The sequence below is a fragment of the Paenibacillus terrae genome (assembly GCF_005217525.1).
GTDB lineage: Bacteria > Bacillota > Bacilli > Paenibacillales > Paenibacillaceae > Paenibacillus > Paenibacillus terrae_C.
In genome coordinates, this window is sequence record NZ_PNXQ01000014.1 from 410,930 (window position 1) to 437,445 (window position 26,516).

The following is a 26,516-nucleotide window of genomic DNA, read 5'->3' on the forward strand; positions in this document are numbered from 1 at the left end:
TGGTCCAATGAGCTTGAAAGCTGTTGAATTACAAGTCGCCGTACCTCGTACCAGTGAAGCGGGTAAGTATCAAAGTGAATACCAGCAACGTCCGATGAATGAGCAAGCGTTGTTAGGGCAAAAGACCGAGCAGGAGACGGAGAAGATTCGCCAGCGAAGCAGTGCGGTGGATGAATCTGCCGAAACATTCGTCGGTGAGAGGGAAAATGGAGGGCAGGGTAGTAATACTTCCGGCCAGAGCCGATCTCAATCCGGTGAGAATGAACTGCCAAAGGAGCATCCTGCAGAGCATCCATACAAGGGACATCATATAGATTTTTCGCTCTGATCCGACAGGTCGAGTAGCGTTATAAAAGGAGACGATGGGCAGTGGATCAACCATGGATATATATTGTTCTGCTGGGCGCCGTAGCTGTTGTCTACGCCTGGCTGCTGCCGAAGCGGCAGGCAGGCAGGGGAACAGAAGAGGCCGTCGTCCAAAAGGTTGAGGCCACCTTGGAGCAATATATGGCCGATATTGAAAACGGCAATGATGAGCTGATTGAGCTAGTATCCGGCATAAAGCAGGAATATGCAGTTAAACAGGCCTCATTGCAGGAGCAAGTGGCTGAGCTTCGGAAGCGAATTGTGGAGCTAGAACGCCAAGCTGCGATTGCTTCAGTTTCTACACAGACAGTGCCTGGATCTGAGGTACAACTACATACAGGTACTCCGCATCAGGCGGTGGCAGCTTATGGTCAGTTCCGCAATGCGCAGACTGTTATTCCCATACAGGCAGAACAGTCTGACGCTTCTATTGTAGCTGTGGAAGACCAGACCCCGTTGCAAGAGGCTGAGACTGAAGCTCAGCAGGAATCTATCCGTGAGCGTTATCAGGAACTGTTCGAGCTGTATGAGCAGGGCAAATCGGTGGATTACATTGCTAAGCAATCAGGCATCCAACGGGGCGAGGTACAGCTCATATTACAATTGGCGGAAAGGGAGGACCTGACGTGATCAAAAATCGTTCATTCATGCTCGGCATGGGCACCGGACTTATTACAGGCGCACTACTGCTGCAATTGGCGATGATCGGTCAGGGTCAATCGCAGCCGTCTTCAGCGGACCCAAAAAACATGACACGTGAGCAATTGGATGAGGCGGCAGCCAGACTGAATCTTCAAATCAGTGAGAGTTCTGATCCGAAGATGACAGAAGAGGAATGGCGTAACAAGGTGATCAAGGAAGGCAATAAAACACCGGTTGCCCCCAAAAAGGCAGAAGCTGCGCAAATTCCGTCGACACCAAAGACTCCTGCCAGCAGAACGCCTTCGGCTACTTCTAAGCCTTCAGCAAGCACGTCTCCACTCCAAAGTCCGGATAAGCCGCAAACTAAAGGTTCGATTGCTACGACTACTCCAGATACCCCCAAACAGCCATCCACTCCGCAAGTGCAATATCGCATTGCATCCGGAAGCAATTTGAGGAGTGTGGCATCTGGTTTGCAGAAGGCAGGCATCGTATCGGATGCCAGTGCGTTTGAGGCTGAGGCTAAGGCTCAAAAAATCAATACCAAAATCCGTACTGGTACCTACGAGTTTGCCAAGGGTGAGGATTTTGGTTCTATCATTACTAAAATTACAAAGAAGCCGTCCAACTGACCGTGATCTGGAAAGTGGGCGGCATTATTTTTCGCTTAAAAGCTCGACAGGAGGGAATAACCAGTCACCTTTCGCGCTTATCCTCCTATTGTCGAAAAGTTAGTTGCAACGCTGCGGGTGTTATGGTATATTAATTGACGGTGTTAAAAACGCACGTCGATTAATTTTGTAAAGGGTGCTTTCCAAATGGAAAGTCTTTGCGAGAAATGATTTCGGCGGAGGACACACAAAAAAACCAAACTTAGGAGGTGTGTGAAGATGGCAGTAATCTCCATGAAACAGCTTTTGGAAGCTGGGGTTCACTTTGGTCACCAAACACGTCGCTGGAACCCGAAAATGGATCGTTATATCTTCACTGAAAGAAACGGTATTTACATCATTGACTTGCAAAAGACAGTGAAAAAGGTTGAGGAAGCTTACAACTTCGTAAAAAGCATTGCAGCTGAGAATGGTACAATTCTGTTCGTAGGCACGAAGAAACAAGCACAAGATTCCGTTAAAGAAGAGGCAGCACGCGCTGGTCAATTCTATATCAACCAACGTTGGTTGGGCGGTACGCTGACTAACTTCCAAACTATTCAAAAACGTATTGATCGTTTGAAACAACTGGAAGCTTGGGAAGAAGACGGTACATTCGCTGTACTTCCTAAAAAAGAAGTTATCATTCTCCGTAAAGAGAAAGATCGTCTTGAAAAATTCTTGGGCGGAATCAAAAACATGAAGGGCCTTCCAAGCGCTCTGTTCATCATTGATCCACGCAAAGAACGCATCGCGGTTGCTGAAGCTCGCAAATTGGGTATCCCAATCGTGGGTATCGTTGATACAAACTGCGATCCAGACGAAATTGACTATGTTATCCCAGGTAATGACGACGCGATCCGCGCTGTTAAATTGCTGACAGGTAAAATGGCTGATGCAGTTATGGAAGCAAACCAAGGCGAAGAAACTACAGCATAATATTTCCTTACGGAAATACCTATATGAATTAAATGAAAAGGGTGGTTGGCAGGTGTATAACCTCTCACTACCCTTTTTTTAAGGAATAAAGCTTGTGTACACCACTGAAAATCAAATTTGGAGGGAATTAATATGGCAGTTAATGCTAGCGCAGTAAAAGAGCTTCGTGAAAAAACAGGCGCAGGAATGCTGGATTGTAAAAAAGCGCTTGAAGAAGCAAACGGTGATTTGACAAAAGCAGTTGAAGTTCTGCGTGAAAAAGGACTTGCAGCTGCAGCGAACAAAGCAGGCCGTATCGCTACTGAAGGCGTTGTTGAATCCTACATCCATGCTGGCGGCCGTATCGGCGTACTGGTAGAAGTAAACTGCGAAACAGACTTCGTAGCTAAAACAGACCAGTTCAGAGATTTTGTGCGTGACATCGCTATGCATATCGCTGCATCAAACCCTCGTTATGTTCGTCGCGAAGAAGTGCCACAGGAAGAGATCGAAAAAGAAAAAGAAATCCTGAAAGCACAAGCTTTGAACGAAGGCAAACCAGAAAAAATCGTTGAGAAAATGGTTGAAGGCCGCATCGGTAAATTCTATGAAGAGTTCTGCCTGTTAGAGCAATCTTTCATTAAAGATCCGGACAAAACAATCTCCACACTCATCAACGAAAAAATCAGCACCATTGGTGAAAACATTTCTTTGCGTCGTTTTGTTCGTTTTGAACTGGGCGAAGGTTTGGAGAAAAAAGAAGACAACTTCTACGAAGAAGTTATGTCTCAAGTGAAGCAATAATTACCAACGAACGGTAATTGCATACGGAAAGAGCAAAGAAATGGAACACATCAGTGTTCCTTTTCTTGCAACAGGACATCTATCCTGTACATACAATATAGTCCCTATTGGAGGGTGATCATTTGGAAAAACCTGTGTTTAAGCGTGTAGTTCTGAAAGTCAGCGGAGAGTCGCTGTCAGGCTCGAACGGCTATGGTATTGATGCGGATACAATTGCGTCGATCGCCGAGCAGGTCAAGGACGTTGTCGAACTGGGAGTAGAAGTTGCTATCGTGTGCGGAGGCGGCAACATTTGGCGGGGTATTGCAGGAAGCGCCAACGGAATTGACCGTGCGACAGCAGATTATATGGGTATGCTGGCAACGGTGATGAACTCACTGGCATTGCAGGATGCATTGGAGCAAATTGAAGTACCTACGCGTGTGCAGACTTCTATTGCAATGCAGCAAATTGCTGAGCCTTACATTCGTCGTAGAGCTATCCGTCATTTGGAAAAAGGTCGGGTTGTTATTTTTGCAGCAGGTACGGGGAATCCGTTCTTTTCGACCGATACTACGGCTGCTTTGCGTGCTGCTGAAATTGAGGCTGAAGTGATTCTGATGGCTAAAAATAAAGTGGACGGCGTATATTCAGCTGATCCATTTAAAGACAGCACAGCCGAGAAGTATGAGCAACTTACGTATTTGGATGTGCTCAACAAAAATCTCGGTGTCATGGACTCCACGGCTTCCTCACTGTGTATGGATAACAATATTCCGTTGATTGTCTTTGCTATTACAGAGCAAGGTAACATTAAACGTGTCGTGTTGGGTGAGAAAATTGGCACGATCGTCAAAGGGAGTGTAAATTAATGCCACAATCTGTTAAAAAGAGCGCTGAAGAGCGCATGCATAAAGCCATTCAGTCGTTGCAGCGGGATCTTGCATCTTTACGCGCTGGTCGAGCGACTCCAGCTCTACTGGATCGCGTTCAGGTTGAGTATTACGGTGCAATGACTCCGGTCAATCAGTTAGCTAATGTAAATACACCGGACAGCCGGACTCTGATGATTCAGCCTTGGGATAAATCCTCCCTAGCCGACATTGAGCGTGCTATCCAAAAATCCGATCTGGGTTTGACTCCTTCCAATGACGGAAATACTATTCGTCTCAGTATTCCTGCATTGACAGAAGAACGCAGAACGGATCTGGTGAAGCTGACGAAAAAAAACGGCGAAGAAGCGAAGGTTGCCATTCGTAACATTCGTCGCGATGCGAACGATGATATTAAAAAAATGGAGAAAACTGATATTTCCGAGGATGAATCCCGCAAGTATCAGGAAGAAATCCAGAAAACAACCGATAAATTTATTGCCGAAGTGGATAAAATTTTGGCTGCAAAAGAAAAAGAAATTATGGAAGTATAAGAGACTGGTAGCCCCTCCCTTACGGTGGGGTTTGTCTCTTTTAAGCCTGAGGCACATTTTCAGAGAATGCTGGAGGAACTGGAATGATCAAACGGGTTCGGTCTTGGTGGAACGGGGAACAAAAACAGCAAACACCGGCCATTTCAATAGACAATATTCCGCAGCATGTTGCTGTCATAATGGATGGGAACGGCAGATGGGCCAAACGGATTGGGATGCCGAGGATTGTAGGGCACCAAAATGGAATGAAGGCAGTGAAGCGCACAGCGATTGCTGCGGATGAACTAGGCATTAAATATTTGACCTTATTTGCTTTTTCAACTGAAAATTGGTCGCGTCCCAAGGATGAAGTCGATTTTTTGATGCGGCTGCCGCAAGAATTTCTGGCTATTGAGCTTGATGAGCTGATTGAAAAAAATGTACAAGTGCGTATGATGGGAAATAAGGAGCATTTGCCTTCTCATACTGTTGATGCGCTGACTGAAGCGACACGGCGAACCGAAAATAATACCGGACTTGTTCTTAATTTTGCATTGAATTATGGAAGTAGGCTGGAGATCACTGAATGTATGCAAGCGTTGGGTCGTGAAATTGAGGATGGGAAGCTTAAATCCGGAGATATTACGCCTGAACTGATTGAGAATTCTTTGCTCTCAAGTGGTATGCCGGACCCTGACCTACTGATTCGGACAAGCGGTGAGCTAAGACTCAGCAATTTTATGCTATGGCAACTTGCTTACAGTGAGCTATGGTTTACTGATATTTATTGGCCTGAGTTTAAGAAAGAACATTTATACGAAGCAATAGTCGAATATCAGCGAAGATCACGGCGGTACGGTGGACTGAAGTAAATGGAGGATGAAGGCCGTTGAGACAGAGATTGATTACCGGTATTTTGGCAGGCGTATTTTTTTTGGCGATGGTCCTGTGGGGCGGCTTGGCCTACCATTTGCTCATTTTGGCCATGGCCCTAATCGGATTCTATGAATTCGCGCGGATGACCAGGGTATCTCCTTTCGGCGGTACAGCGTTAGTTGGGTATGCAGGAATATTAGCTTTTGTATTTCCTTATCAGCCCTTGGGTCTGAACTCACCATTACCGTCTATAACTCTGCTTTGGCTGCTGATGATTATTTTTATGATCATTACGGTGGGAACGAAAAATAAAATTACAATTCAAACGGTGTCCATACTATTTCTCGGTACCGTTTATATAGGCTTCGGATTTTCGTATATGGCGGAATCACGTCATATGGAACATGGGCTCTTATGGACCTTTCTGTTACTGGCTTGCATTTGGGCAAGTGATGCAGGGGCTTATTTTGTAGGCAAAATGGCGGGGAAGACAAAGCTATGGCCTGCGATCAGTCCAAACAAAACAGTCGAAGGATCTATTGGCGGGATTGTTTTAGCGTTAGCTACAGCACTGGTATTTGCCGGATTGTCAGAAGGGCTGCTGCCGTGGGACAAAGCCTTCGTTATCGGTTTATTTTGTGCAGTTGTGGGTCAATTGGGCGATTTAGTCCAATCTGCGTACAAGCGGGTGTACGACATTAAAGATTCCGGTAATCTGTTGCCAGGGCACGGTGGTATATTAGACCGCTGCGACAGCTGGATTGTTGTTTTTCCAATTGTACATATGCTGATGCTGCTTCCATGACCCTTACCTGGTGGTTACAGTTCATGCTCAGGTTAAAATTAGCCGCAGAGTAACGGTTATTTTCAAGATAGGAAGGTGCTTCATGAAAAGAATTACGGTACTCGGTTCAACCGGGTCTATTGGAACACAGACGCTGGATGTCGTATCTATGCACCCGGATCAGTTTGCCGTAGAGGCTTTAGCAGGCGGCTCAAATATAAAGTTGCTTGTCGAACAGGCACATCTATACCAACCCAAGAAGGTTTCCGTAGGCAGCAAGCAACTGGCGGAGCAAATCCGTCCTTTGTTGCCTTCCGGAATAGAACTGCATTGGGGGAATGAAGGACTCGTCGAGCTGGCTGCGAATACGGATGCAGATATGGTTGTGACAGCTGTAATGGGCAGTGTCGGATTGCACTCCACGCTGGCCGCGATTGAGGCTGGAAAACAGATCGGTTTGGCCAATAAGGAAACACTGGTTACCGCTGGTCATCTGGTCACAGAACGGGCCCGGGCGAAAGGAGTGCCGTTGCTGCCGATTGACAGTGAGCATTCAGCTATTTTTCAATGCTTGAATGGTGAGCGTATGAAAGATGTGGCACATATTACTCTCACGGCATCAGGTGGTTCTTTTCGTGATTTGACAAGGGAACAGCTCCGGGAGGTTACGGTAGAAGATGCATTGAAGCACCCCAATTGGTCGATGGGTGCCAAAATTACGATTGACTCGGCAACGATGGTAAACAAAGGGCTAGAGGTCATTGAGGCGCATTGGTTGTTCGGACTTGATTATGAGCAGATTCACGTACTATTGCACCCTGAAAGCATCATTCATTCGTATGTAGAATTTGTGGATACCAGTATTGTCGCTCAACTGGGCAACCCTGATATGCGAGTGCCTATTCAATACGCCTTAACCTATCCTGAACGGATGAAGTCTCCGTCCAAGCCGCTGTCACTGGCTGAGGTGGGTAGGCTCCATTTTAAGGAAATGGACTTTAATCGTTTTCCTTGTTTAAGGCTTGCCTTTGAATGTGGTAAAATGGGTGGTACAGCACCAACTGCATTTAATGCGGCTAATGAGATTGCTGTTGCCCGTTTTCTGCGTGGAGAAATTTCTTTTCTGCATATCGAAGCCGTTATTGATCAAGTACTGGAACGGCATGTCAATGTCACTAACCCTGATCTGGCTGCGATTGAAGCCTGTGACCGTGAGGTTCGCAGCATAGCTGCCGGGATATAAGCTGACTTTGGGTTCGGGAAGCGAATTGTGATTCTCTTGTGCGGGATCGGAGAATAATGATAATCTTAGGAAGACAAACTCGATCTCATTGAAAGGGGAACGGAAACGATTGGAAACGATTCGAATAGTTTTGATGACGGTGCTCATGTTTTTCGTCATAGTGACGGTGCATGAATGGGGGCATTATTATTTTGCCAAACGCGCCGGGATTCTGGTACGGGAGTTTGCGATCGGTTTCGGTCCGAAACTGTTTTCTTATAAAAGAAACGAGACGCGATTTACACTACGTTTGCTGCCGTTCGGTGGTTTTGCCCGCATGGCGGGAGAAGATCCGGAAATCAATGAAATTGAAGCCGGACAAACAATTGCTGTACGCGTAACGGACGGTATCGTCAAAACCATTTATTTGGACCAATTGGATAACCGTAAAAATGTGGTGCGCGGCGAAGTGCAGCACATTGATCTGGAGCAGGCACTAACTGTAAAATTGGATGTGGATGGCGAAGATCAGCAATATACGGTGCACCCCCAAGCGATGATGGTAACCAAAGGGCAATCCATCCAGATTGCGCCTAAGGATCGACAGTATGGCAGCAAAACAGTAGGACAGCGTTCTATGGCTATTTTTGCCGGACCGCTGATGAATTTTATTCTTGCCTTTGTTTTGTTTGGTCTGCATATCCAGATGGTCGGCGTACAAGTGGACAACCCAACTTATGTTCAGATTAGTGACATTACAGCGGGTATGCCTGCTGCTGAAGCTGATTTGCATAAGGGCGATATCATTGAATCGGTGAACGGGGTTGCGATTGGTGCAAACGTTGAAAATATGATCAAGCTGATTGCCGATTCCCAAGACAAGCCGATGAAATGGGTTGTTCGTCGTGATAACAGAACTTTTGATCTGACGATTACACCTCGTGCAATGGAAGGACAAAAGGTTGGTAAAGTAGGCATCGTGCCTGAACTTCCGACACGGCAAGCCGGAGTCGGGGAAACGTTTAAATTTGCTGGACAATCCATGGTACGAACGACCGATATTATTTTCCAGGGGTTTAGTCAGCTTATCCAACGCTTCTCCATTAATGATCTGGGAGGTCCGGTACGTACTTTTGAAGTGACAGGACAAATTGCCAAGCAGGGCATTGAGCAGCTTACGTATTGGACTGCTATAATGAGTCTTTATTTGGGGATATTTAATCTGTTGCCAATTCCTGCGCTGGATGGAAGCAGACTTGTTTTCCTCGGTGTAGAGGCGGTGAGAGGACGTCCAGTTGATCCGAGTAGGGAAGGTATGGTCCATTTCGTTGGTTTTGCCATGCTATTCCTGCTCATGATTGCGGTCACTTATAATGATATTTTACGATTAATTAACGGATAATTAGAGACGGACTTATTTAACAGGGTCTGTATGGGAGGACATGCGTTTCTATGTCGAACGATAAACAGTTTGTTGAGGAAATTACGCCACAGAGCGAAGATTTTTCTCGATGGTATATTGATGTTATTAAAAAAGCAGAGCTGATGGATTACTCCCCGGTTCGCGGGTGTATTGTGTTCCGCCCTGACGGTTTTGAAATTTGGGAGCATATCAAGGAAGCCATGGATGTGCGTTTCAAAGAAACAGGTCATCGCAATGCCTATTTTCCGATGTTCATTCCCGAGAGCTTTTTCCAGAAGGAAAAAGAGCATGTCGAAGGATTTAACCCGGAGCTTCCTTGGGTAACTGAGGCTGGCGGGGAAAAGCTGGAGGAGCGCCTTGCGATCCGTCCAACTTCAGAGACAATGATTGGTCATATGTACTCCAAATGGATTCAATCCTATCGTGATCTGCCAGTGCTTATCAACCAATGGGCCAACGTGGTTCGTTGGGAAAAACGCACGCTTCCTTTCTTGCGTACGAGTGAGTTTTTGTGGCAGGAAGGTCACACTGCTCATGAAAATGAGGAAGAAGCACGCGAAGAAACGATGAAAATGCTGGAAGTATACCGCGAGGTTATCGAGGAAGTACTGGCTATCCCAGTTATTACCGGACAAAAAACACCTTCTGAAAAATTTGCTGGTGCGAAGGATACATTCTCACTGGAAGCGATGATGAAGGATGGACGTGCGGTGCAAGCAGGGACTTCTCACTATATGGGAACCAATTTTGCCGTTGCTTTTGATATTAAATATTTGAGTCGTGAAAATAATCTGGAATTCGCACATACCACTTCATGGGGAACAAGTACACGCTTGATTGGTGCACTGATTATGGTCCATGGGGATGATCGAGGGTTGGCTTTGCCTCCTAAAGTTGCACCTACGCAGGTCATTATGGTTCCTATCGGGCCACCTAAGAAGCGTGACGCAGTTATTGCCCGTGCAGATGAACTGTTCGCTGAACTGAAACAAGCGGGTGTACGTGTGAAAATGGACGACCGCAGTGATGTGAGTCCAGGTTGGAAGTTTAACGAATATGAAATGCGCGGTGTACCGGTGCGTCTGGAAATCGGACCTCGTGATATGGAAAATGGCGTTTGTGTGCTCGTATCCCGTATCAGTGGCGAGAAAAAGATTGTACAGCAGGATAACCTTGTTGAGGAAGTCCATGCTATGCTGGCACAGGTACAGCAGGAAATGTTTGATCGTGCCAAGAGCTTTATGGATGAAAACTTCTATTCCGTAGATACGCTGGATGAAATGAAGGCGCTTATGGAAGAGAAACGCGGCTTTACTTTGGCAGGCTGGTGCGGATCTGAAGAATGTGAAGACAAGGTTAAAGAAGTGACAGGCGCTACAAGCCGCAATATACCTTTTAAAACTACCGAGCAAAAGACCACATGTCTGTGCTGCGGCAAACCAGCCAAACATACTGTAGTGTTCGCACGGGCGTACTAATAAAGAAGTAAAGCTACACCACTATACTCACTTCATTCTCTCCGCTAACGAGCATAATTGTAAGAGGTTGCTATGGTGGAGGATTGAGGGGGCTACGAAAAGCTTTTGCGGTCGGAGATGTTTTAGACGCAGAAGCTTTTCATGTTTTCAGAATTGTAGATTTGGAATCCGGGGTACGATTAAAGTTGTTAAGTCAATGGAAAACGAGGGGAGAGCCATGGACGGAGCTGAAGAAAAGAGAAAACGGCTGGAACTGCTGATGAAGCAGGTAGTGATGCCGGCGGGAGTGGTGGAACCTTATTTCCTGGACGGTTGGATTGAGCAGGTGGAAATAAGCCGTACCAATAAGGATTGGAATATTATCATCGCCAAGGAAACACTGGTTCCCGCTCAGGTATATCGGGCCTTCTGTATTCAGGTGCAGGAGAAAATGAACCACATCGCTAAAATTACCTTTCGGTTTCGGTATAGTGAGCAGGTTCAGTCTGCGGATATCATCAGTGAATACTGGAAGCTTTTTCTGGAATGGGTGCACCGTGAAATCCCATCCGTGAACGGCTGGATGAACCGGGCTGTACATGAGTGGGAAGAAGGCCTGTTATTGCTGACGATGAGCGATAGCATGTCACTGGAGCTGGCACGCAAAAAGCAGATTGACCAAGCAATCATCAAATTCTACGATAAATATTTTGGTATCTCGATGCGCATTAAAATCCAGGTGGGTGAAAGTAACCAAGAGGCTTTGCAGCAATTCCAAGAGAAAAAGATGCAGGAAGAACGTGAAGTTATTCAGCAGATGATGGAAAGCATGGAATCAGAAATGCCCCCTCTGGATGAAGAGGAAGGAGATGTACGGCTTCAATTTGGCTATGACATCAAGGAGCCGCCTGTTCCGATGCAAGAAATTCAGGATGAAGAGAAGAAAGTCACGTTACAGGGAACGATTTTCGGTCTCGATAGTAAAGAGTTGCGCAATGGCAGTACATTGTTCACTTATTATTTGACCGATTTTAGTGATTCGCTGCAAATGAAAATGTTTGCCAAAACAAAAGAAGATCTAAAAATTCTCAGCTTGCTGGCTAACGGAAAATGGGTTAAGGTCCGCGGCCGCGTCGAATATGATCGTTTTATGCAAATTCCTGAGCTGGTTATGATTCCTTCTGATCTGGTAGAGGTGCAGGCTCCTCCTTCCCGTAAAGATAATGCAGAGGAAAAACGGGTTGAGTTTCACCTTCACACGAAGATGAGCGCGATGGATGCTGTAAGTTCCATTGATCAGTATGTTAAAACGGCCGCCAAGTGGGGGCACAAGGCGATTGCGGTCACTGATCATGGTGGAGTGCAATGTTATCCCGATGCCGCTAAGGCCGCCAAGAAAAACGGAATTAAAATGATTTATGGTATCGAGGCCAATGTGGTCAACGATGCGGTTGAGGTTGTGATGCAGGCACAGCCGCTTAATTTGAAAACAGCGACTTATGTCGTTTTTGATATTGAAACCACTGGTCTGTCAGTCACACAAAATAGAATTATTGAGATTGCTGCTGTCAAGATGCATGAGGGTAAAGAGATAGACCGTTATGCTACCTTTGTAAATCCGCATGAGCGTATTCCGTACAATATCCAGCAACTGACCAACATTAACGATGAAATGGTCAAGGATGCACCGGATGTGGAGCCCGTTATGAAGGAGTTTGTGGCTTTTGCTGGCGATGCTGTACTGGTTGCCCATAATGCGCGATTTGATGTCGGTTTTATTCAGGCTACGCTTAGGAATATGGGATTGCCTGAGATGACGAACCCGGTACTGGATACACTGGAATTAGCCCGTTTGCTGTTTCCAACGATGAAAAATCATCGTCTGAACACATTGACTACCAAATACAAGGTTGCGCTCGAAAGCCATCACCGGGCCATTGATGATACAGTTGCGCTAACGGAAGTGTTGAATGGACTTTTGAATGATGCGGAACAAATTAAAGGTATGAAAATGCTCGACCGCTTGAACGACTATGTTGGTAAGGATTTATCGACCGTTCGTCCTTTCCATTGCTGCATTTATGCGCTTAATCCGATTGGCAAAAAAAATCTGTACAAGTTGGTTTCAATGTCACATACCGAATATTTTAAGCGTGTCCCTTGTATTCCTAAATCGAAATTGTCAGAGATGAGAGACGGGCTGCTTATTATTTCAGGTTGCGAAAAGGGAGAGTTTTTCGAGGCAGTTCTGAACAAGTCGGAGGAGGAAGCCGAGGAAATTGCACAGTTTTATGATGTGCTGGAGATCCAACCTTTAACCATGTACATGCATTTGGTGGAAAAACAACTGGTAAGTGGCCCTGATGCTCTGAAAACGGCAGTTCGTAAAGTATGCGAAATTGGGCGGCGGCTCGATAAGCCCGTTATTGCTACAGGCAATGTTCACTATTTGGAAACGCGTGATAAGCTGTACCGTGATATCACGATACATGGAATTACTGGCTTTAGCCCGTTAAAAGATATCCGGAAACCGGATGCGCATTTGCGCACGACAGACGAAATGCTGGCAGAATTCGAGTTTTTGGGCGAGGAGAAAGCCTATGAAGTCGTTGTGAAGAATACCAGCGAGCTGGCGGAGCGGTTTGAGGAACTGGAGCTGTTCCCTGACAAGCTGTTCACGCCTTTGCTGGATGGGGCAGACGAGGAAATCCGCAATACTTGCTACGAGACGGCTAAATCCATTTATGGTGAGGAATTGCCCGAGGTGGTCGTAGCCCGTCTTGAAAAAGAACTGGAGCCGATTATTAAATACGGTTTCTCTGCCAACTATCTCATTTCCGAGCGACTGGTTAAAAAGTCCAATCAGGATGGATACCTGGTAGGTTCGCGGGGTTCTGTTGGATCTTCTGTGGTGGCTACCTTTCTCGGTATTTCCGAGGTTAATCCACTGCCTGCACATTATATTTGCGGTAATCCTGAATGCAGACATAGCGAATGGATTTTGGATGGCAGTGTGCCGAGCGGATTTGACTTGCCTGACAAAAACTGTCCGAAATGCGGTGGCAAGCTGAAGGGTGAGGGACAGGATATTCCGTTTGAAACGTTTCTTGGGTTTAAGGGAGATAAAGTTCCCGATATTGACTTGAACTTCTCCGGGGAATATCAGCCAGTCGCACATAATTATACGAAAGTACTGTTTGGTGAGAAAAGTGTATTCCGTGCTGGAACCATCGGTACGGTTGCGGAGAAAACAGCCTTTGGCTTTGCGAAGAAATATGAAGAGGCGCATCATAAAAAATGGCGTGGGGCCGAGCTGAACAGACTGGCTTCCGGCTGTACGGGCGTCAAACGCAGCACCGGACAGCATCCGGGTGGGATCGTCGTCGTTCCCGATTATATTGAGGTCGAGGACATTACGCCGGTACAATTCCCGGCTGATGATACGAGCTCGGAGTGGAAAACGACGCATTTTGATTATCATGCTTTTGATGCGAACTTACTCAAGCTCGATATTCTGGGCCATGATGATCCGACCATGATGAGAATGCTTCAGGATTTGACCGGAGTCGACCCAACGACGATTCCGATGAATGATCCGAAGGTTATGAGCATGTTCAATTCCACAGAGGCGCTTGGCGTAACGCCGCAGCAGATCCGCACTCCTGTCGCAACCTATGGTGTACCCGAGATGGGGACCAAGTTTGTGCGTCAGATGCTAGTGGAATCACAGCCGAGTTCTTTTGCCGATTTGCTGCAAATATCGGGTCTGTCTCATGGTACGGGCGTATGGCTGGGTAACGCGCAGGATTTGATCAAGAACAATACCTGCAATATTAAAACCGTAATTGGTTGCCGGGATGATATCATGTTGTTCCTGATTTACAAGGCGGGGATGGATGCAGGTCTGGCCTTTAAAATTACGGAGAGCGTGCGTAAAGGTAAAGGGCTTAGTGCGGAATGGATCGAGGAAATGAAAAAATGTAAGGTTCCGCAATGGTACATTGATTCCTGTCTCAAGATCCAGTACATGTTTCCAAAGGCGCATGCCGCAGCCTATGTTATTTCAGCAGTCCGGACCGCCTATTTCAAGCTGTATCATCCGATTGAATACTATGCGACCTATTTCTCGGTACGCGCAGCCGATTTTGATATTGAGCTGTGTTGTCAGGGGTATGATGCCATCGCACGGAAAATTGTCGAAATCGAGCAGCTCGGTTTTCAGGCTCCGCCTAAGGAAAAAGGGATGCTTCCGATCCTGGAAATGGCGCTGGAAATGACGGCTCGCGGTTTCAGTTTCAAGACGATTGATTTGTATCGTTCCGAAGCTACGCGCTTCAAGATAGACGGAGATTCACTCATTCCCCCGTTCGGAGCGCTTCAGGGGATTGGTGACAACGCGGCACGTAACATCGCAGCCTCCCGTGAACAGGGTGAATTTTTGTCTGTCGAGGATTTTCAGCAAAAATCAAAGGCTAGTAAAACGATTGTCGAAATGCTGTCCCAGATGGGCTGTTTCCGCGGACTGCCGGAGAGTAATCAGTTGTCTCTGTTTTAATTGGAATCCCAGTAGTCAAGCTCTGGCACTTGTCACATAACTACGGTTATGTTATAATTTTTTTGGTAATCATGGAGATAAAACCGTTGCTTAAAGAGTGGGGAAACCCACTCTTTACTGTTTGATATACAGTTACAACGTGAAAAGACGATTTTTGGGCAGGAACCGGTACGCCGGTTTATTTGCAGTGAGCCCAAAATGAACATTACATCAAATGAAAATGGAAAATGCCGGTGATGGAGAAGCATTGTCCATGGCAATGGGGCGTCTCTTTTTCACCACAGGAAAGTTTACTTTTGGAGGTTATAATCTTTGAGCACACCAAAGATCAAGTCAGTAGTAGAAGAAATGGCCCAACCTTATCTCGATGAGCATGGTTTTGAACTGGTCGATGTCGAGTATGTCAAAGAGGGCAGCAATTGGTTTCTTCGCGTTTTTGTGGACAAAGATGGGGGAATTGATCTGGACGACTGTAGTATGATCAGTGAATACTTGGGTCAAAAGCTGGACGAAAACGACCCTGTTTCTACAGCATATTTTCTGGAGGTGTCTTCACCAGGCGCTGAAAGACCGCTAAAAAAAGCGGAAGACGTAACCAAAGCGGTAGGCAAAAATGTATTTGTTACTACATACGAGCCGATCAACGGCCTGAAGGAATTTGAAGGTCGTTTGCTTTCTTTTGAAGATGGGGAACTTACCGTTCAGAGCGGACAAAAGAAGCATGCCATACCTTATGACAAGGTGGCTGGAGCCAGGCTCGCGATCATATTTTAATTCGGATTTGACCGTTGCTGTTTGACATGGACTTCATGTTTTTTTGCCTCGTGTGCCGACCAGGACGCAGGTGCATCATTTGAAAGGGGGAGCAGTAATCCATGAGTATGGATTTTATTGAAGCAATGAACGAGTTGGAACGGGAAAAGGGGATCAGCAAGGATGTGCTGTTTGAGGCCATTGAAGCAGCCTTGATTTCCAGCTACAAACGGAATTTCAACACCGCACAAAACGTGCGTGTCGATATGAACCGCAACTCGGGTGTCATTAAGGTATATGCCCGCAAGCTGATTGTTGAGGAGGTATTGGACCCTCGCACCGAGATTTCGTTGCCAGCGGCTCGTGAGATTAACCCGAATTTTCAGCTGGAGGATATTGCTGAAATTGAAGTTACTCCTCGTGATTTTGGACGGATTGCTGCACAAACAGCAAAGCAGGTCGTAACCCAACGTATCCGTGAAGCGGAGCGGGGATTGATCTACAACAAGTTTGTGGACAAGGAAGAGGATATTGTAACAGGGACGGTACAACGTCAAGACCCGCGTAATATTTATATTGACCTGGGTAAGGTGGAGGCGGTTCTCCCGTTGGGCGAGTTGATGCCTAATGAGAAATTCAGTCATCTGGACCGGATTAAGGCTTATATTACCAAGGTAGAGAATACGACCAAAGGGCCACAAATCATGTTGTCCCGTTCACATCCAGGTCTGCTTAAGCGTTTGTTCGAACTCGAGGTGCCGGAAATTTTTGACGGTGTCGTCGAGATTCGTTCTGTAGCGCGTGAAGCAGGCTTCCGTTCTAAAATCGCAGTTCATTCCCGTAATGCCGAGGTAGATCCGGTCGGTTCTTGTGTAGGACCGAGGGGAACGCGGGTGCAAACGATTGTGAATGAGTTGCGTGGTGAAAAAATAGACATTGTGCGTTATTCCGATAATGTTGACGAGTATGTGGCTAATGCGTTGAGCCCGTCCAAGGTGCTTGAGGTGCAGGTGTTTGAAGAAGAAAAAATGGCTCGTGTCATCGTGCCGGATTATCAGCTTTCTCTGGCCATTGGTATCAAAGGGCAAAATGCCCGCCTTGCTGCCAAGCTTACTGGCTGGAAAATTGATATCAAGAGCGAAACGCAGGCGGAGGAAGAACTCGGTAGACCGAGAACATCCACCGATGAAATGCATCAGGATTCCGTTTCTGTAGATTAAACGGAGTGTAGGGGGATTAATGCATGAAACAGAGAAAGATACCTTTACGAAAGTGTGTGGCCTGTCATGAAATGATGCCTAAGAAGCAGTTGATCCGTGTCGTCAAAACCCCTGAAGACGAAGTGCTGATTGACTTGACTGGCAAAAAGTCGGGACGCGGCGCTTACTTGTGCGGCAAAGCCGCCTGCTTCAAGCTTGCTCAAAAAAGCAAGGCACTGGATCGGGCATTGAAGCACTCGGTTCATCCTGATATTTATGAGCAGCTCAGTCGTGATTTTGCTGCCGTCGAGGAAGAATTCCTGGCGGCACAAGGCAGCGTGCAGGATGAATAAGGCGCTGTCTGGATTGGGCCTTGCCATGAGAGCTGGCAAGTTGCTAACAGGTGATGAGATCGTTTTTAAAGCGATCAGGTCTTCAGAAGCCAAGCTGGTCATTCTTGCGAAAGATGCTTCAATGAATACTCAAAAGAAATTCCGCGACAAATGCGGGACGTACAAAATCCCCTTATTGATAGGATTTGACCGGGAAAGCTTGGGAAGCAGCATCGGCAAGCCTGAACGGGTTGTGCTGGCTGTGACGGATCAAGGATTCGCGCAATTGATCAAGAAACATGCGGGGATAATGTCGGAGGTGGAGTATATTGAGTAAACAAGAAAGCAAAGACAAAGTGCGGGTATACGAATACGCCAAATCGTTGAACATGAGCAGCAAAGAAATTATCACCATTCTTAAACGTCTGGATATTCCCGTGAACAACCATATGAGCGTCATGGAACACGACGCTGTGGGTAAAGTGGAAAAGTTTTTTAAGGATATTAAATCCGATGCTGCGGCCAAGCAAGGTGGAGCAGACATGGCGCAAGTAAGCTCGAATCAGGCCGGTTCAAGTCAGACCAGTTCAGGTCAAAACAGTAATCATTCAACTGAGCAAACCAAAAATCAACAGGAAAAGCAGGTAAGTATGAATAGGACAAACAACAACCAAAACAGTAACCGAAGCAGCGCTCCAAAAGCGCAAGGCAGTCAGCAGGGCGGTCAAAACCGCAGTCAACAGAGTACAAGCAGACCAAGTGGACAGCAAGGCAGCAGCCAGAGCCGTAGCGGCGGCCAGCAACAGGGAGGGCAACAGCGCCCAAGCACTAACACGGGTTCACGTCCTCAAGGTAGCCAAAGCACCAACTCACGTCCACAAGGGAACAGTCAAGGTGGTACGGCAGTAAGAACGGCTTCATCCACGGGAAGTAGTAATGCAAACCGTAGCGGTGGTGGCAACCGTACAGGCAGCAACTCCAATAACGGTGGTAACCGTTCTGGTCAAGGTCGTTTTGACGATAATCGTCAAGGCGGAGGACGTGGCGGTAACGGTGGTCGTGGTGGCAATAACCGCGGCGGTAGCAATCGTGGTGGAAAATTCAACAATCGTGGCAGAGGTCAACAACAGGAGCGCCGTGAGAAAATCGACAACACGCCTAAGAAAATCATTGTGCGTGGTGAGATGACAGTAGGCGAAACAGCGAAGCTTCTCCACAAGGATGCATCGGAAGTTATCAAAAAGCTGATCACGCTCGGAACGATGGCGACTATTAACCAGGAGCTGGATATGGATACTATCCTGCTACTTGCCGGAGATTTCGGTGTAGAAGTAGAAGTGAAAATTCCGGTCGAAGAGGATCGTTTTGAAACAGTCGAAGAAAACGATGATCCAGATCTCTTGAAAGCACGTCCACCTGTTGTTACCATTATGGGTCACGTCGATCATGGTAAAACAACTTTGCTGGATGCTATTCGCTCCACTAATGTAACGGGTGGCGAAGCTGGTGGTATTACACAGCATATCGGTGCGTACCAAGTTGAAATCAACAATAAGAAAATTACTTTCCTGGATACACCAGGTCACGAAGCGTTTACGGCTATGCGTGCTCGTGGTGCTCAAGTTACAGATATGACGATCATTGTTGTTGCAGCTGACGACGGGGTTATGCCACAGACAGTTGAAGCTATTAACCATGCGAAGGCAGCTGGTCTGCCGATCATCGTGGCTGTGAATAAAATCGACAAACCAGATGCTAATCCGGATAAAGTAAAGCAAGAACTGACTGAGTATGAATTGGTTCCTGAAGAGTGGGGCGGCGATACGATTTTCGTTAACGTTTCTGCGAAACAGAGAATGGGTCTTGAAGATCTGCTCGAAATGATTCTGCTCGTAGCTGAAGTGAATGAGTACAAAGCGAACCCTGACAAACGGGCACGTGGTACGATCATCGAGGCTGAGCTGGATAAAGGCCGCGGTTCCGTAGCCCGTATCCTCGTTCAGAATGGTACACTGAAAGTCGGCGATGCTTTCGTAGCAGGTAACTGTTTCGGACGTGTACGTGCCATGGTCAATGACAAAGGTCGTCGCCTCAAGGAAGCGGGTCCTTCCACACCGGTTGAAATCACTGGTTTGACAGAAGTGCCACTTGCTGGCGATCCGTTCATGGTGTTCGAGGATGAGCGCAAAGCTCGTGCTATCGCTGACAGACGTGCGATTACGCAACGTCAGTCCGATCTGGGCAGCAACACCCGTGTAACGCTTGATGACCTGTTCCAGCACATCAAGGATGGCGAGATGAAAGATCTGAACGTCATTATCAAAGGTGATGTGCAAGGTTCCGTCGAAGCGCTGAAAGGCTCCTTGAACAAGATTGAAGTTGAAGGTGTACGCGTTAAAATTCTTCACAGCGGTGCAGGTGCAATTACCGAATCCGATATTATTTTGGCTGCGGCTTCCAATGCCATTGTGATTGGTTTTAACGTTCGTCCAGATAATCAGGCGAAATCTACAGCTGAAGCAGAAAAAGTGGACATTCGTCTGCACCGCGTCATTTACAATGTCATTGAAGAAATCGAGCAAGCCATGAAAGGCATGCTGGATCCTGAATATAAAGAAAATGTGATTGGGCATGCTGAAGTTCGTAACGTGTTTAAAGTAACTAAGGTCGGTACGATTGCCGGTTGTATGGTGACGTCCGGTAAAATTGCCCGTTCAGCAGAAGCACGCCTGATACGTGATGGCATTGTTATTTTTGAAGGTAAAATCGACTCACTGAAACGCTTTAAGGACGACGCAAAAGAAGTTGCCCAAGGTTACGAATGCGGTATTACCCTTGATGGCTATAATGATGTTAAGGAACTCGACATTATTGAAGCGTTCGTCATGGAAACAGTGGAGCGCTAACGGCAGAGAGGTGAGCATCCATGGCTAAAATACGTACTGGTCGGGTTGGCGAGCAGATTAAAAAAGAGCTGAGCCAACTCATACAGACCGAATTAAAAGATCCCCGTATCGGTTTTATTACGGTAACGGGTGTTGATCTGACAAACGATTTGTCCCAAGCGAAAATATACTTGAGCGTGCTTGGGGATGAAGAGCAAAAAACTTCTTCCCTGAAAGCATTGGACAAAGCGAACGGTTATCTTCGTTCCGAACTTGGCAAACGGATACGGCTTCGCCATATTCCTGAGCTGATTTTCAAAATTGACGAATCTATCGCTTATGGCAGCCGGATTGAAAAGCTGCTAAGTGATATCGACAAGGATGAGAAATAGCAAGAGCTAGTTTATCCGAAGGAACCATGAACTGAATGTAAAGGAGACGGCAATGCATACCTATGAACAGGCGCTTCAACAAGCGAAGGAATTTATTCTGGAGCATGATGATTACCTGATCGTATCGCATGTACAGCCGGACGGAGACGCAGTCAGCTCCACCGTAACGGTGGGCTGGCTTCTCTCATGTCTGGGGAAGAAATTTACCATGCTGAATGAGGGGCCTATCCCCAAACGCATGGATTTTTTATGGCATGCCGATGAGATTATGGATATGAGCCAGCAACCGCCGGAACGGAAATACAACCGGATTATTTGTGTGGATTGTGCAGATTTCCGTCGTGTTGGTCTGACAGATCAGTTTTTTGCGGAAGATGCCATCATTTTGAATATTGATCATCATCCGACGAATGATGCGTATGGCACGGTTAATGTAATTAAGTCGGATGCTGCGGCAACGGCAGAAATTCTTTTTGATTTACTGGAAAAGTTTGCGATCAACTGGGATGTTGAAGTGGCGACGGCTGTATATACCGGACTGCTGACGGACACAGGAGGATTCAGGTATTCGAATACTTCACCTAAGGTCATGTCTACGGTGTCACAGCTGCTTGCCTATGGGGTAGACGGTCCCTATCTATCGGAGAGTCTGCTGGAAGAAATGACCTTCCCGCAAATAAAGGTGCTGACTAAAGCATTGCAAACGCTCAAGATTTCGGAGGATGGTAAAATCGCCTGGGTGGTTGTAACTCCTGACGATATGAAGGAATGCGGAGCTGTTAATGAGGATTTGGAAGGTATCGTCAATTATCCGAGAAATATTTGTGGCGTTGAAGTAGGCATTTTCTTTAAAGTGATTAGTGATCAAGCGGCCAAAGCCAGTCTGAGATCGGCAGGTAACGTTAACGTAGCTGCGCTTGCCCAATCATTTGGGGGCGGGGGACACGTACGTGCTGCAGGTTGTCGTCTGGAGGGTAAGCTGGAGGATATTATCGAGGTCGTTGTAGGGCGGGTGATGGCCGAGCTATGAAACCGATAAAGCAGGAACAAGCAAATTGGGAAGGCGTGCTACCCGTCTACAAACCCGCTGGATTCACCTCTCATGATGTGGTGGCCAAGGCTCGCCGTTTGCTGGGAATGAAGCGAATCGGACATACCGGAACACTTGATCCTCAGGTGACGGGCGTGCTGCCGTTGTGTCTGGGACGTGCTACCCGGGTAGTTGAATACATGCAGGAGCTACCTAAGGAATACCATGCAACGTTACGCTTGGGACTTGCCACGGATACGGAGGACCTTACGGGGACGATTACCGAAGAGTGTGACCGTCCGGTAGAGGTCACAGAAGAGGAAGCCAAAGCGGTTCTGGAGCGTTTTGTCGGTACGATTTCCCAAGTGCCGCCAATGTACTCGGCCCTCAAAGTGGAAGGCAAACGTCTATATGAGCTGGCCCGAGAAGGCAAAACCGTGGAGCGTAAAAGCCGTGAAGTGACCATTTACGAGCTGGAAATGACGGGATTCGCGGAGACGGGATCCCATGTGGATATTTCTTTTCGTGCATTATGCTCTAAAGGAACTTATATCCGTACGCTCTGCGTCGATATCGGCCGCAAATTGGGATATCCTTCGACGATGGCCAAGCTGGAACGAACCATGTCTGCGGGGATTCCTGCGAATCGTTGCTTAACATTCGAAGAAATTGAACGCTACGTAGCGGATGGCAGCCTGGGTGAGCGGCTTATTGCCACTGATGAGGCCATTGACTATATGCCTGATCATACAGTGGCCGAAGTGAAGGCAGCTGCCGCTCTCCAAGGTCAGCGCTTGTCGCTGAGCATGATTTCTCCCCCTGTGACGGACAGCCAGCCCTTCCGGTTGTATAAAGAGGATCGAACGTTTTTGGGCGTATATGGACGGGATGAATCAGGGGCTATCGCGCCAATTAAAGTTTTTTTACCTTGAATTGTGCTATAATTTTGACGAAGTTAGTCAAATGATGTGAAATGCAGGTGAAATAATATGATTACCGTATCGTTATCTTATCCATTGAGCGATGAGCTTTTGCACCAATGGGGACGTTCACAGGTCACGGCGATCGGTCAGTTCGACGGTCTTCATCTCGGACACGCAAGTGTCATACGCAAGGCTGTCGAGCTGGCTCGGGAGCAGAAATTGCCGGTATCTGTTATGACATTTCATCCTCACCCGAAGGAAGTCATGAAAAAAGGCGACTATGAAGGCTATTTGACCCCGCTTGTGGACAAGCAGGATATTTTAGCTGATATGGGTGTGGACGTGCTTTATATTTTGAGATTTGACGAGGACTTTTCCAAAGTCAGCCCTGAGGCGTTCATCACGGACATCTTGCTTCCACTGCAGATTCAAACGGCGGTGGTGGGCTTTGATTTCCGGTTTGGCTACCGGGGAGCCGGACATGAGCATACACTTCGGGAACTGGGAGGAGAACGTATGTCCGTCCACACCGTACCGTCATTTGAGCTGGATGGGGAAAAAGTGAGCAGCTCCAGCATCCGCCGTGCCCTGCAGACAGGGGATTTAACGCATGCCTCTCGCTGGCTGGGACGATCTTACCACATTCGGGGCACCGTAATGGATGGAGAGAAGCGTGGGCGCACCATCGGCTTCCCAACAGCTAATCTCAAGCTGGATGATACTTACGTAATTCCAGTCAAGGGCGTATATGCCGTACGGGCACTGGTGGGTGAGCGTTGGAGAAGCGGGGTAATGAATGTAGGGGTTAAGCCTACTTTTCATGAAGGTGTGCTGAATCCGTCGTTTGAGGTTCATCTGTTTGATTTTGACCAGCAGATTTATGGCGAACCTGTGCTGGTTGAGCTTCATCATTACATCCGTCCTGAACGCAAATTCTCTTCGGTGGACGAGCTGATTACCCAAATTGGCAATGACGTACAAACGGCTAAAAAGCTGTTAGGCTAATTTATTTACATAAGACAGGCGCTGTGTTATACTGACTTATGTTGTGTAAACAACGATGAACCTTGGCTTGGTTGTCCGCTTTCACCAGCGGCTACGAGGCTAATGGCGATTATAATGAAGGAGGTGAACAGGATGGCATTGACTCAAGAGCGTAAACAGCAATTGATCGAGGAGTACAAAACTCATGAATCCGATACAGGATCTGCAGAGGTACAAATCGCTATCCTTACTGAAAACATCGTTAACTTGCAAAGCCACTTTCGTTCGCATAAGAAAGACCATCACTCCCGCCGCGGGTTGTTGAAAATGGTCGGTCAGCGTCGTAAACTTTTGGCTTACCTGAAGAAGACTGATGTTAGACGTTACAGTGCGTTGATCGAGCGTCTCGGACTGCGTCGTTAATTTTCAGACATGTAATGAGAAAAGAAGCCTGGTTGTTCACCGCTTGTCCCTGCTAAGGCGACGGCGGACAGCAGCCGGGTTCTTTTTTGAAGTAAGGAATTTTTTTGACGTGCAGATCCTTTAGAAGTGCGAGTCTAGTAAGGTTCTGGTGCTTATAATGCATAGGTCTTCTTATGAATTAGGCCCGCGCAGGAAATACTGGATATGTATAGAACTTTTACAATGGAATGAAATGGAGGGATACCATGGAGCAACGTGTAGAAATGCAGCTCGGCGGAAGAAAGCTGGTGCTGGAAACAGGACGCCTTGCGAAACAGGCCAATGCGGCAGTTAAAGTAAGCTATGGCGAAACGGTTGTTCTCTGTACCGTGACCGCTTCCCATGCGCCGAAAGATTTGGACTTTTTTCCGCTGACGGTGAACTATGAAGAAAGATTGTATGCTGTGGGAAAAATTCCAGGCGGATTTATTAAACGGGAAGGACGCCCGAGTCAAAAAGCGATTTTGTCCAGCCGTCTGACAGACCGTCCGATTCGCCCATTGTTTCCGGAAGGCTTCCGGAATGATGTACAGGTATTAAACCTGGTGATGAGTGTCGATCAGGATTGTGAGCCGGAAATTGCAGCGATGATCGGAACCTCGGCAGCGCTTAGTATTTCGGACGTACCTTTTAACGGACCGATTGGCGGAGTTGCTGTAGGCCGTGTGGACGGACAATTCGTGATTAACCCGGATATTGCGCAGCAGAATGCAAGCGATTTGTACCTGGTTGTAGCCGGAACCAAAGACGCCATCATGATGGTGGAAGCAGAAGGCAATGAAATTCCGGAAGAAGTCATGCTGGAAGCAATCATGTTTGGCCATGACGAGATCAAGAACATTGTGGCAGTCATTGAGCAGCTGGTTAAAGTGGCAGGTAAAGAGAAAATGCAGGTTAAACTGCATGCTGTCGATGAAAAAGTGAACAGCGAAGTTCGTGCTTATGCGGCTGAACGTTTGGTGGAAGCCGTCAAAATTGTAGAAAAACATGCCCGTCAAGAGGCGATTGATGCAGTCAACGAAGAGACGGTTGCACATTTTGAAGCACAATACATAGAGACGCCTGAGCTTTTGAAAGACGTGAGCGAAGTTCTCTATGATATCGTTAAAGAAGAAGTCCGTCGTCTGATTACGCATGATAAAGTGCGTCCCGATGGTCGTAAGCTTGACGAGATTCGTCCGATCGAAAGCGATACGAGCATTTTGCCGCGTACGCATGGCTCGGGCTTATTCACACGCGGTCAAACGCAAGCGCTTAGCGTTTGTACACTTGGCGCATTGGGTGATGTGCAAATTTTGGACGGCATTGATCTGGAAGAAACGAAGCGTTTCATGCATCATTACAATTTCCCTCCATTCAGTGTAGGCGAGGCTCGTCCTTTGCGTGCGCCGGGTCGTCGTGAAATTGGACATGGTGCTCTTGGTGAGCGTGCGCTTTCCAAAGTCATTCCTTCTGAAACTGAATTTCCATATACGATTCGTCTCGTTTCCGAGGTGCTGGAATCGAATGGCTCGACTTCCCAGGCTAGTATCTGCGCAAGCACACTGGCTATGATGGATGCGGGTGTACCGATCAAGGCTCCGGTTGCAGGTGTAGCGATGGGATTGATCAAGGACGGGGAGCATGTTTCCGTGTTGACCGATATCCAGGGTATGGAAGATCACCTGGGCGATATGGACTTTAAAGTGGCTGGTACAGCAGAAGGCGTAACTGCTATTCAAATGGATATCAAGATTAACGGTATCGACCGTAACATTTTGCAGGACGCGCTCAATCAAGCCAGAGAAGGACGTCTGTTCATTCTTAGCAAAATGATGGAAGCCATCCAGACGCCGCGTGAGCAATTGTCTCCGTATGCGCCGAAAATTATGACGATGCACATTAATCCGGATAAAATCCGTGATGTTATTGGTGCGGGTGGTAAAATCATTAACAAAATCATCGAAGAAACCGGCGTGAAAATTGATATCGAACAAGATGGTCGTGTATTCATCGCTTCCACAAACCAAGAGATGAATGAAAAGGCGCGTTCCATTATTGAAGGTATCGTGAAAGAAGTCGTGATCGGAGAGATTTACATCGGCACAGTGAAGCGGATTGAAAAATTCGGTGCATTCGTCGAAATTTTACCGGGCAAGGACGGTCTGGTTCATATTTCCCAACTGTCTACCGAACGTGTAGCCAAAGTTGAGGATGTAGTTGCCATTGGAGATACGATTACGGTGAAAGTAACCGAAATTGATCAACAAGGCCGTGTCAATTTGTCCCGCAAAGCGGTTCTGACGGCTGAAGCTCCTGCAAAATCCTAGTACCTTCGTACAACAGAGATTACTACAACAGGGATAATATTTGGTTTTACAGAACATTCGGGATTTGAATAGCATCGTCTAAGCTTTTGGAAAGAGGCAGAGCTGCGTTTCTGGCTCTTTTTTCATACATATGCACAAGCTGTGTCGAAGTGGGCTTTCAGGGGCC

At 47.1% G+C, this 26,516-nt stretch carries 24 protein-coding genes; all 24 read left to right on the forward strand.

From position 1 onward, the window contains the following. Positions 1-7: 7 nt before the first annotated feature. The 24 genes from C1I60_RS16695 to pnp all read left to right on the forward strand — a co-directional run bounded on the left by C1I60_RS16695 (position 8) and on the right by pnp (position 26,350). Positions 8-328, forward strand: a complete 321-nt coding sequence (locus C1I60_RS16695; RefSeq protein WP_137062740.1) for a hypothetical protein — start codon at positions 8-10, stop codon at positions 326-328. 41 nt (positions 329-369) lie between these two features. After that, positions 370-996: a hypothetical protein gene (locus C1I60_RS16700; RefSeq protein WP_137062741.1), complete on the forward strand. Its 627-nt coding sequence runs from the start codon at positions 370-372 to the stop codon at positions 994-996. Continuing rightward, positions 993-1,640, forward strand: a complete 648-nt coding sequence (locus C1I60_RS16705) for an endolytic transglycosylase MltG (protein WP_137062742.1) — start codon at positions 993-995, stop codon at positions 1,638-1,640. The genes C1I60_RS16700 and C1I60_RS16705 overlap by 4 nt, the downstream gene beginning before the upstream one ends. 258 nt (positions 1,641-1,898) lie before the next feature. Next, positions 1,899-2,597, forward strand: coding sequence for a 30S ribosomal protein S2 (rpsB, locus tag C1I60_RS16715; protein WP_013309916.1), 699 nt, complete (start codon positions 1,899-1,901; stop codon positions 2,595-2,597). Positions 2,598-2,729: 132 nt separating this feature from the next. Continuing rightward, positions 2,730-3,380, forward strand: coding sequence for a translation elongation factor Ts (gene tsf, locus C1I60_RS16720; RefSeq protein WP_013309917.1), 651 nt, complete (start codon positions 2,730-2,732; stop codon positions 3,378-3,380). 122 nt (positions 3,381-3,502) lie between these two features. Further along, on the forward strand, positions 3,503-4,231 hold the full coding sequence (gene pyrH / locus C1I60_RS16725; protein ID WP_137062744.1) for a UMP kinase: 729 nt from the start codon (positions 3,503-3,505) through the stop codon (positions 4,229-4,231). Next, positions 4,231-4,785, forward strand: coding sequence for a ribosome recycling factor (frr, locus tag C1I60_RS16730; RefSeq protein ID WP_137062745.1), 555 nt, complete (start codon positions 4,231-4,233; stop codon positions 4,783-4,785). Before pyrH ends, frr begins: the two co-directional genes overlap by 1 nt. Before the next feature lie 83 nt (positions 4,786-4,868). Continuing rightward, entirely contained in the window at positions 4,869-5,636 is a 768-nt protein-coding gene (uppS, locus tag C1I60_RS16735; protein WP_137062746.1) for an undecaprenyl pyrophosphate synthase, read from the forward strand. Positions 5,637-5,653: 17 nt separating this feature from the next. Next, on the forward strand, positions 5,654-6,445 hold the full coding sequence (locus C1I60_RS16740; protein ID WP_137062747.1) for a phosphatidate cytidylyltransferase: 792 nt from the start codon (positions 5,654-5,656) through the stop codon (positions 6,443-6,445). 82 nt (positions 6,446-6,527) lie between these two features. Next, positions 6,528-7,667, forward strand: coding sequence for a 1-deoxy-D-xylulose-5-phosphate reductoisomerase (locus C1I60_RS16745; RefSeq protein ID WP_137062748.1), 1,140 nt, complete (start codon positions 6,528-6,530; stop codon positions 7,665-7,667). A 109-nt stretch (positions 7,668-7,776) separates the two neighbouring features. Then, the gene (rseP, locus tag C1I60_RS16750; RefSeq protein ID WP_137062749.1) at positions 7,777-9,048 is read left to right on the forward strand and encodes an RIP metalloprotease RseP; all 1,272 of its coding nucleotides are present in this window, start codon (positions 7,777-7,779) and stop codon (positions 9,046-9,048) included. A gap of 50 nt (positions 9,049-9,098) precedes the next feature. After that, positions 9,099-10,547 carry a proline--tRNA ligase gene (gene proS, locus C1I60_RS16755; protein WP_137062750.1) on the forward strand — a complete coding sequence of 483 codons (1,449 nt, stop codon included), beginning with the start codon at positions 9,099-9,101 and terminating at the stop codon, positions 10,545-10,547. Positions 10,548-10,764: 217 nt separating this feature from the next. Then, positions 10,765-15,081, forward strand: coding sequence for a PolC-type DNA polymerase III (locus tag C1I60_RS16760; RefSeq protein WP_137062751.1), 4,317 nt, complete (start codon positions 10,765-10,767; stop codon positions 15,079-15,081). 312 nt (positions 15,082-15,393) lie between these two features. Continuing rightward, positions 15,394-15,855 carry a ribosome maturation factor RimP gene (gene rimP / locus C1I60_RS16765; RefSeq protein ID WP_014281118.1) on the forward strand — a complete coding sequence of 154 codons (462 nt, stop codon included), beginning with the start codon at positions 15,394-15,396 and terminating at the stop codon, positions 15,853-15,855. Positions 15,856-15,956: 101 nt separating this feature from the next. After that, complete coding sequence (nusA, locus tag C1I60_RS16770) at positions 15,957-17,054, forward strand: transcription termination factor NusA (protein WP_137062752.1); 1,098 nt, start codon at positions 15,957-15,959, stop codon at positions 17,052-17,054. Positions 17,055-17,077: 23 nt separating this feature from the next. Continuing rightward, the gene (rnpM, locus tag C1I60_RS16775) at positions 17,078-17,386 is read left to right on the forward strand and encodes an RNase P modulator RnpM (RefSeq protein WP_007430067.1); all 309 of its coding nucleotides are present in this window, start codon (positions 17,078-17,080) and stop codon (positions 17,384-17,386) included. After that, positions 17,379-17,702: a L7Ae/L30e/S12e/Gadd45 family ribosomal protein gene (locus tag C1I60_RS16780; RefSeq protein WP_137062753.1), complete on the forward strand. Its 324-nt coding sequence runs from the start codon at positions 17,379-17,381 to the stop codon at positions 17,700-17,702. The genes rnpM and C1I60_RS16780 overlap by 8 nt, the downstream gene beginning before the upstream one ends. Beyond that, positions 17,695-20,271 (forward strand): translation initiation factor IF-2, encoded by a 2,577-nt coding sequence (gene infB / locus C1I60_RS16785; protein WP_137062754.1) that lies wholly within the window; start codon positions 17,695-17,697, stop codon positions 20,269-20,271. The genes C1I60_RS16780 and infB overlap by 8 nt, the downstream gene beginning before the upstream one ends. A 20-nt stretch (positions 20,272-20,291) precedes the next feature. After that, entirely contained in the window at positions 20,292-20,642 is a 351-nt protein-coding gene (rbfA, locus tag C1I60_RS16790; RefSeq protein ID WP_014281122.1) for a 30S ribosome-binding factor RbfA, read from the forward strand. Positions 20,643-20,694: 52 nt separating this feature from the next. Beyond that, complete coding sequence (locus C1I60_RS16795) at positions 20,695-21,672, forward strand: DHH family phosphoesterase (RefSeq protein ID WP_137062755.1); 978 nt, start codon at positions 20,695-20,697, stop codon at positions 21,670-21,672. Continuing rightward, positions 21,669-22,604 (forward strand): tRNA pseudouridine(55) synthase TruB, encoded by a 936-nt coding sequence (truB, locus tag C1I60_RS16800; RefSeq protein WP_137062756.1) that lies wholly within the window; start codon positions 21,669-21,671, stop codon positions 22,602-22,604. The genes C1I60_RS16795 and truB overlap by 4 nt, the downstream gene beginning before the upstream one ends. Positions 22,605-22,661: 57 nt before the next feature. Then, positions 22,662-23,600, forward strand: a complete 939-nt coding sequence (locus tag C1I60_RS16805) for a bifunctional riboflavin kinase/FAD synthetase (protein ID WP_137062757.1) — start codon at positions 22,662-22,664, stop codon at positions 23,598-23,600. A gap of 132 nt (positions 23,601-23,732) precedes the next feature. Then, positions 23,733-24,002, forward strand: a complete 270-nt coding sequence (gene rpsO / locus C1I60_RS16810; protein ID WP_014281126.1) for a 30S ribosomal protein S15 — start codon at positions 23,733-23,735, stop codon at positions 24,000-24,002. A gap of 245 nt (positions 24,003-24,247) precedes the next feature. Beyond that, complete coding sequence (pnp, locus tag C1I60_RS16815; RefSeq protein WP_137062758.1) at positions 24,248-26,350, forward strand: polyribonucleotide nucleotidyltransferase; 2,103 nt, start codon at positions 24,248-24,250, stop codon at positions 26,348-26,350. The last annotated feature ends 166 nt before the right edge of the window (positions 26,351-26,516 follow it).

Excerpts from the sequence above, each read along its gene's own strand:
- C1I60_RS16695 (WP_137062740.1), top strand. The coding sequence starts at position 8 with ATGAGCTTGAAAGCTGTTGAATTACAAGTCGCCGTACCTCGTACCAGT.
- rpsB (WP_013309916.1), top strand. The coding sequence starts at position 1,899 with ATGGCAGTAATCTCCATGAAACAGCTTTTGGAAGCTGGGGTTCACTTT.
- tsf (WP_013309917.1), top strand. The coding sequence starts at position 2,730 with ATGGCAGTTAATGCTAGCGCAGTAAAAGAGCTTCGTGAAAAAACAGGC.
- frr (WP_137062745.1), top strand. The coding sequence starts at position 4,231 with ATGCCACAATCTGTTAAAAAGAGCGCTGAAGAGCGCATGCATAAAGCC.
- uppS (WP_137062746.1), top strand. The coding sequence starts at position 4,869 with ATGATCAAACGGGTTCGGTCTTGGTGGAACGGGGAACAAAAACAGCAA.
- C1I60_RS16745 (WP_137062748.1), top strand. The coding sequence starts at position 6,528 with ATGAAAAGAATTACGGTACTCGGTTCAACCGGGTCTATTGGAACACAG.
- proS (WP_137062750.1), top strand. The coding sequence starts at position 9,099 with ATGTCGAACGATAAACAGTTTGTTGAGGAAATTACGCCACAGAGCGAA.
- C1I60_RS16760 (WP_137062751.1), top strand. The coding sequence starts at position 10,765 with ATGGACGGAGCTGAAGAAAAGAGAAAACGGCTGGAACTGCTGATGAAG.
- nusA (WP_137062752.1), top strand. The coding sequence starts at position 15,957 with ATGAGTATGGATTTTATTGAAGCAATGAACGAGTTGGAACGGGAAAAG.
- rnpM (WP_007430067.1), top strand. The coding sequence starts at position 17,078 with ATGAAACAGAGAAAGATACCTTTACGAAAGTGTGTGGCCTGTCATGAA.
- C1I60_RS16780 (WP_137062753.1), top strand. The coding sequence starts at position 17,379 with ATGAATAAGGCGCTGTCTGGATTGGGCCTTGCCATGAGAGCTGGCAAG.
- rbfA (WP_014281122.1), top strand. The coding sequence starts at position 20,292 with ATGGCTAAAATACGTACTGGTCGGGTTGGCGAGCAGATTAAAAAAGAG.
- C1I60_RS16795 (WP_137062755.1), top strand. The coding sequence starts at position 20,695 with ATGCATACCTATGAACAGGCGCTTCAACAAGCGAAGGAATTTATTCTG.
- truB (WP_137062756.1), top strand. The coding sequence starts at position 21,669 with ATGAAACCGATAAAGCAGGAACAAGCAAATTGGGAAGGCGTGCTACCC.
- C1I60_RS16805 (WP_137062757.1), top strand. The coding sequence starts at position 22,662 with ATGATTACCGTATCGTTATCTTATCCATTGAGCGATGAGCTTTTGCAC.
- rpsO (WP_014281126.1), top strand. The coding sequence starts at position 23,733 with ATGGCATTGACTCAAGAGCGTAAACAGCAATTGATCGAGGAGTACAAA.
- pnp (WP_137062758.1), top strand. The coding sequence starts at position 24,248 with ATGGAGCAACGTGTAGAAATGCAGCTCGGCGGAAGAAAGCTGGTGCTG.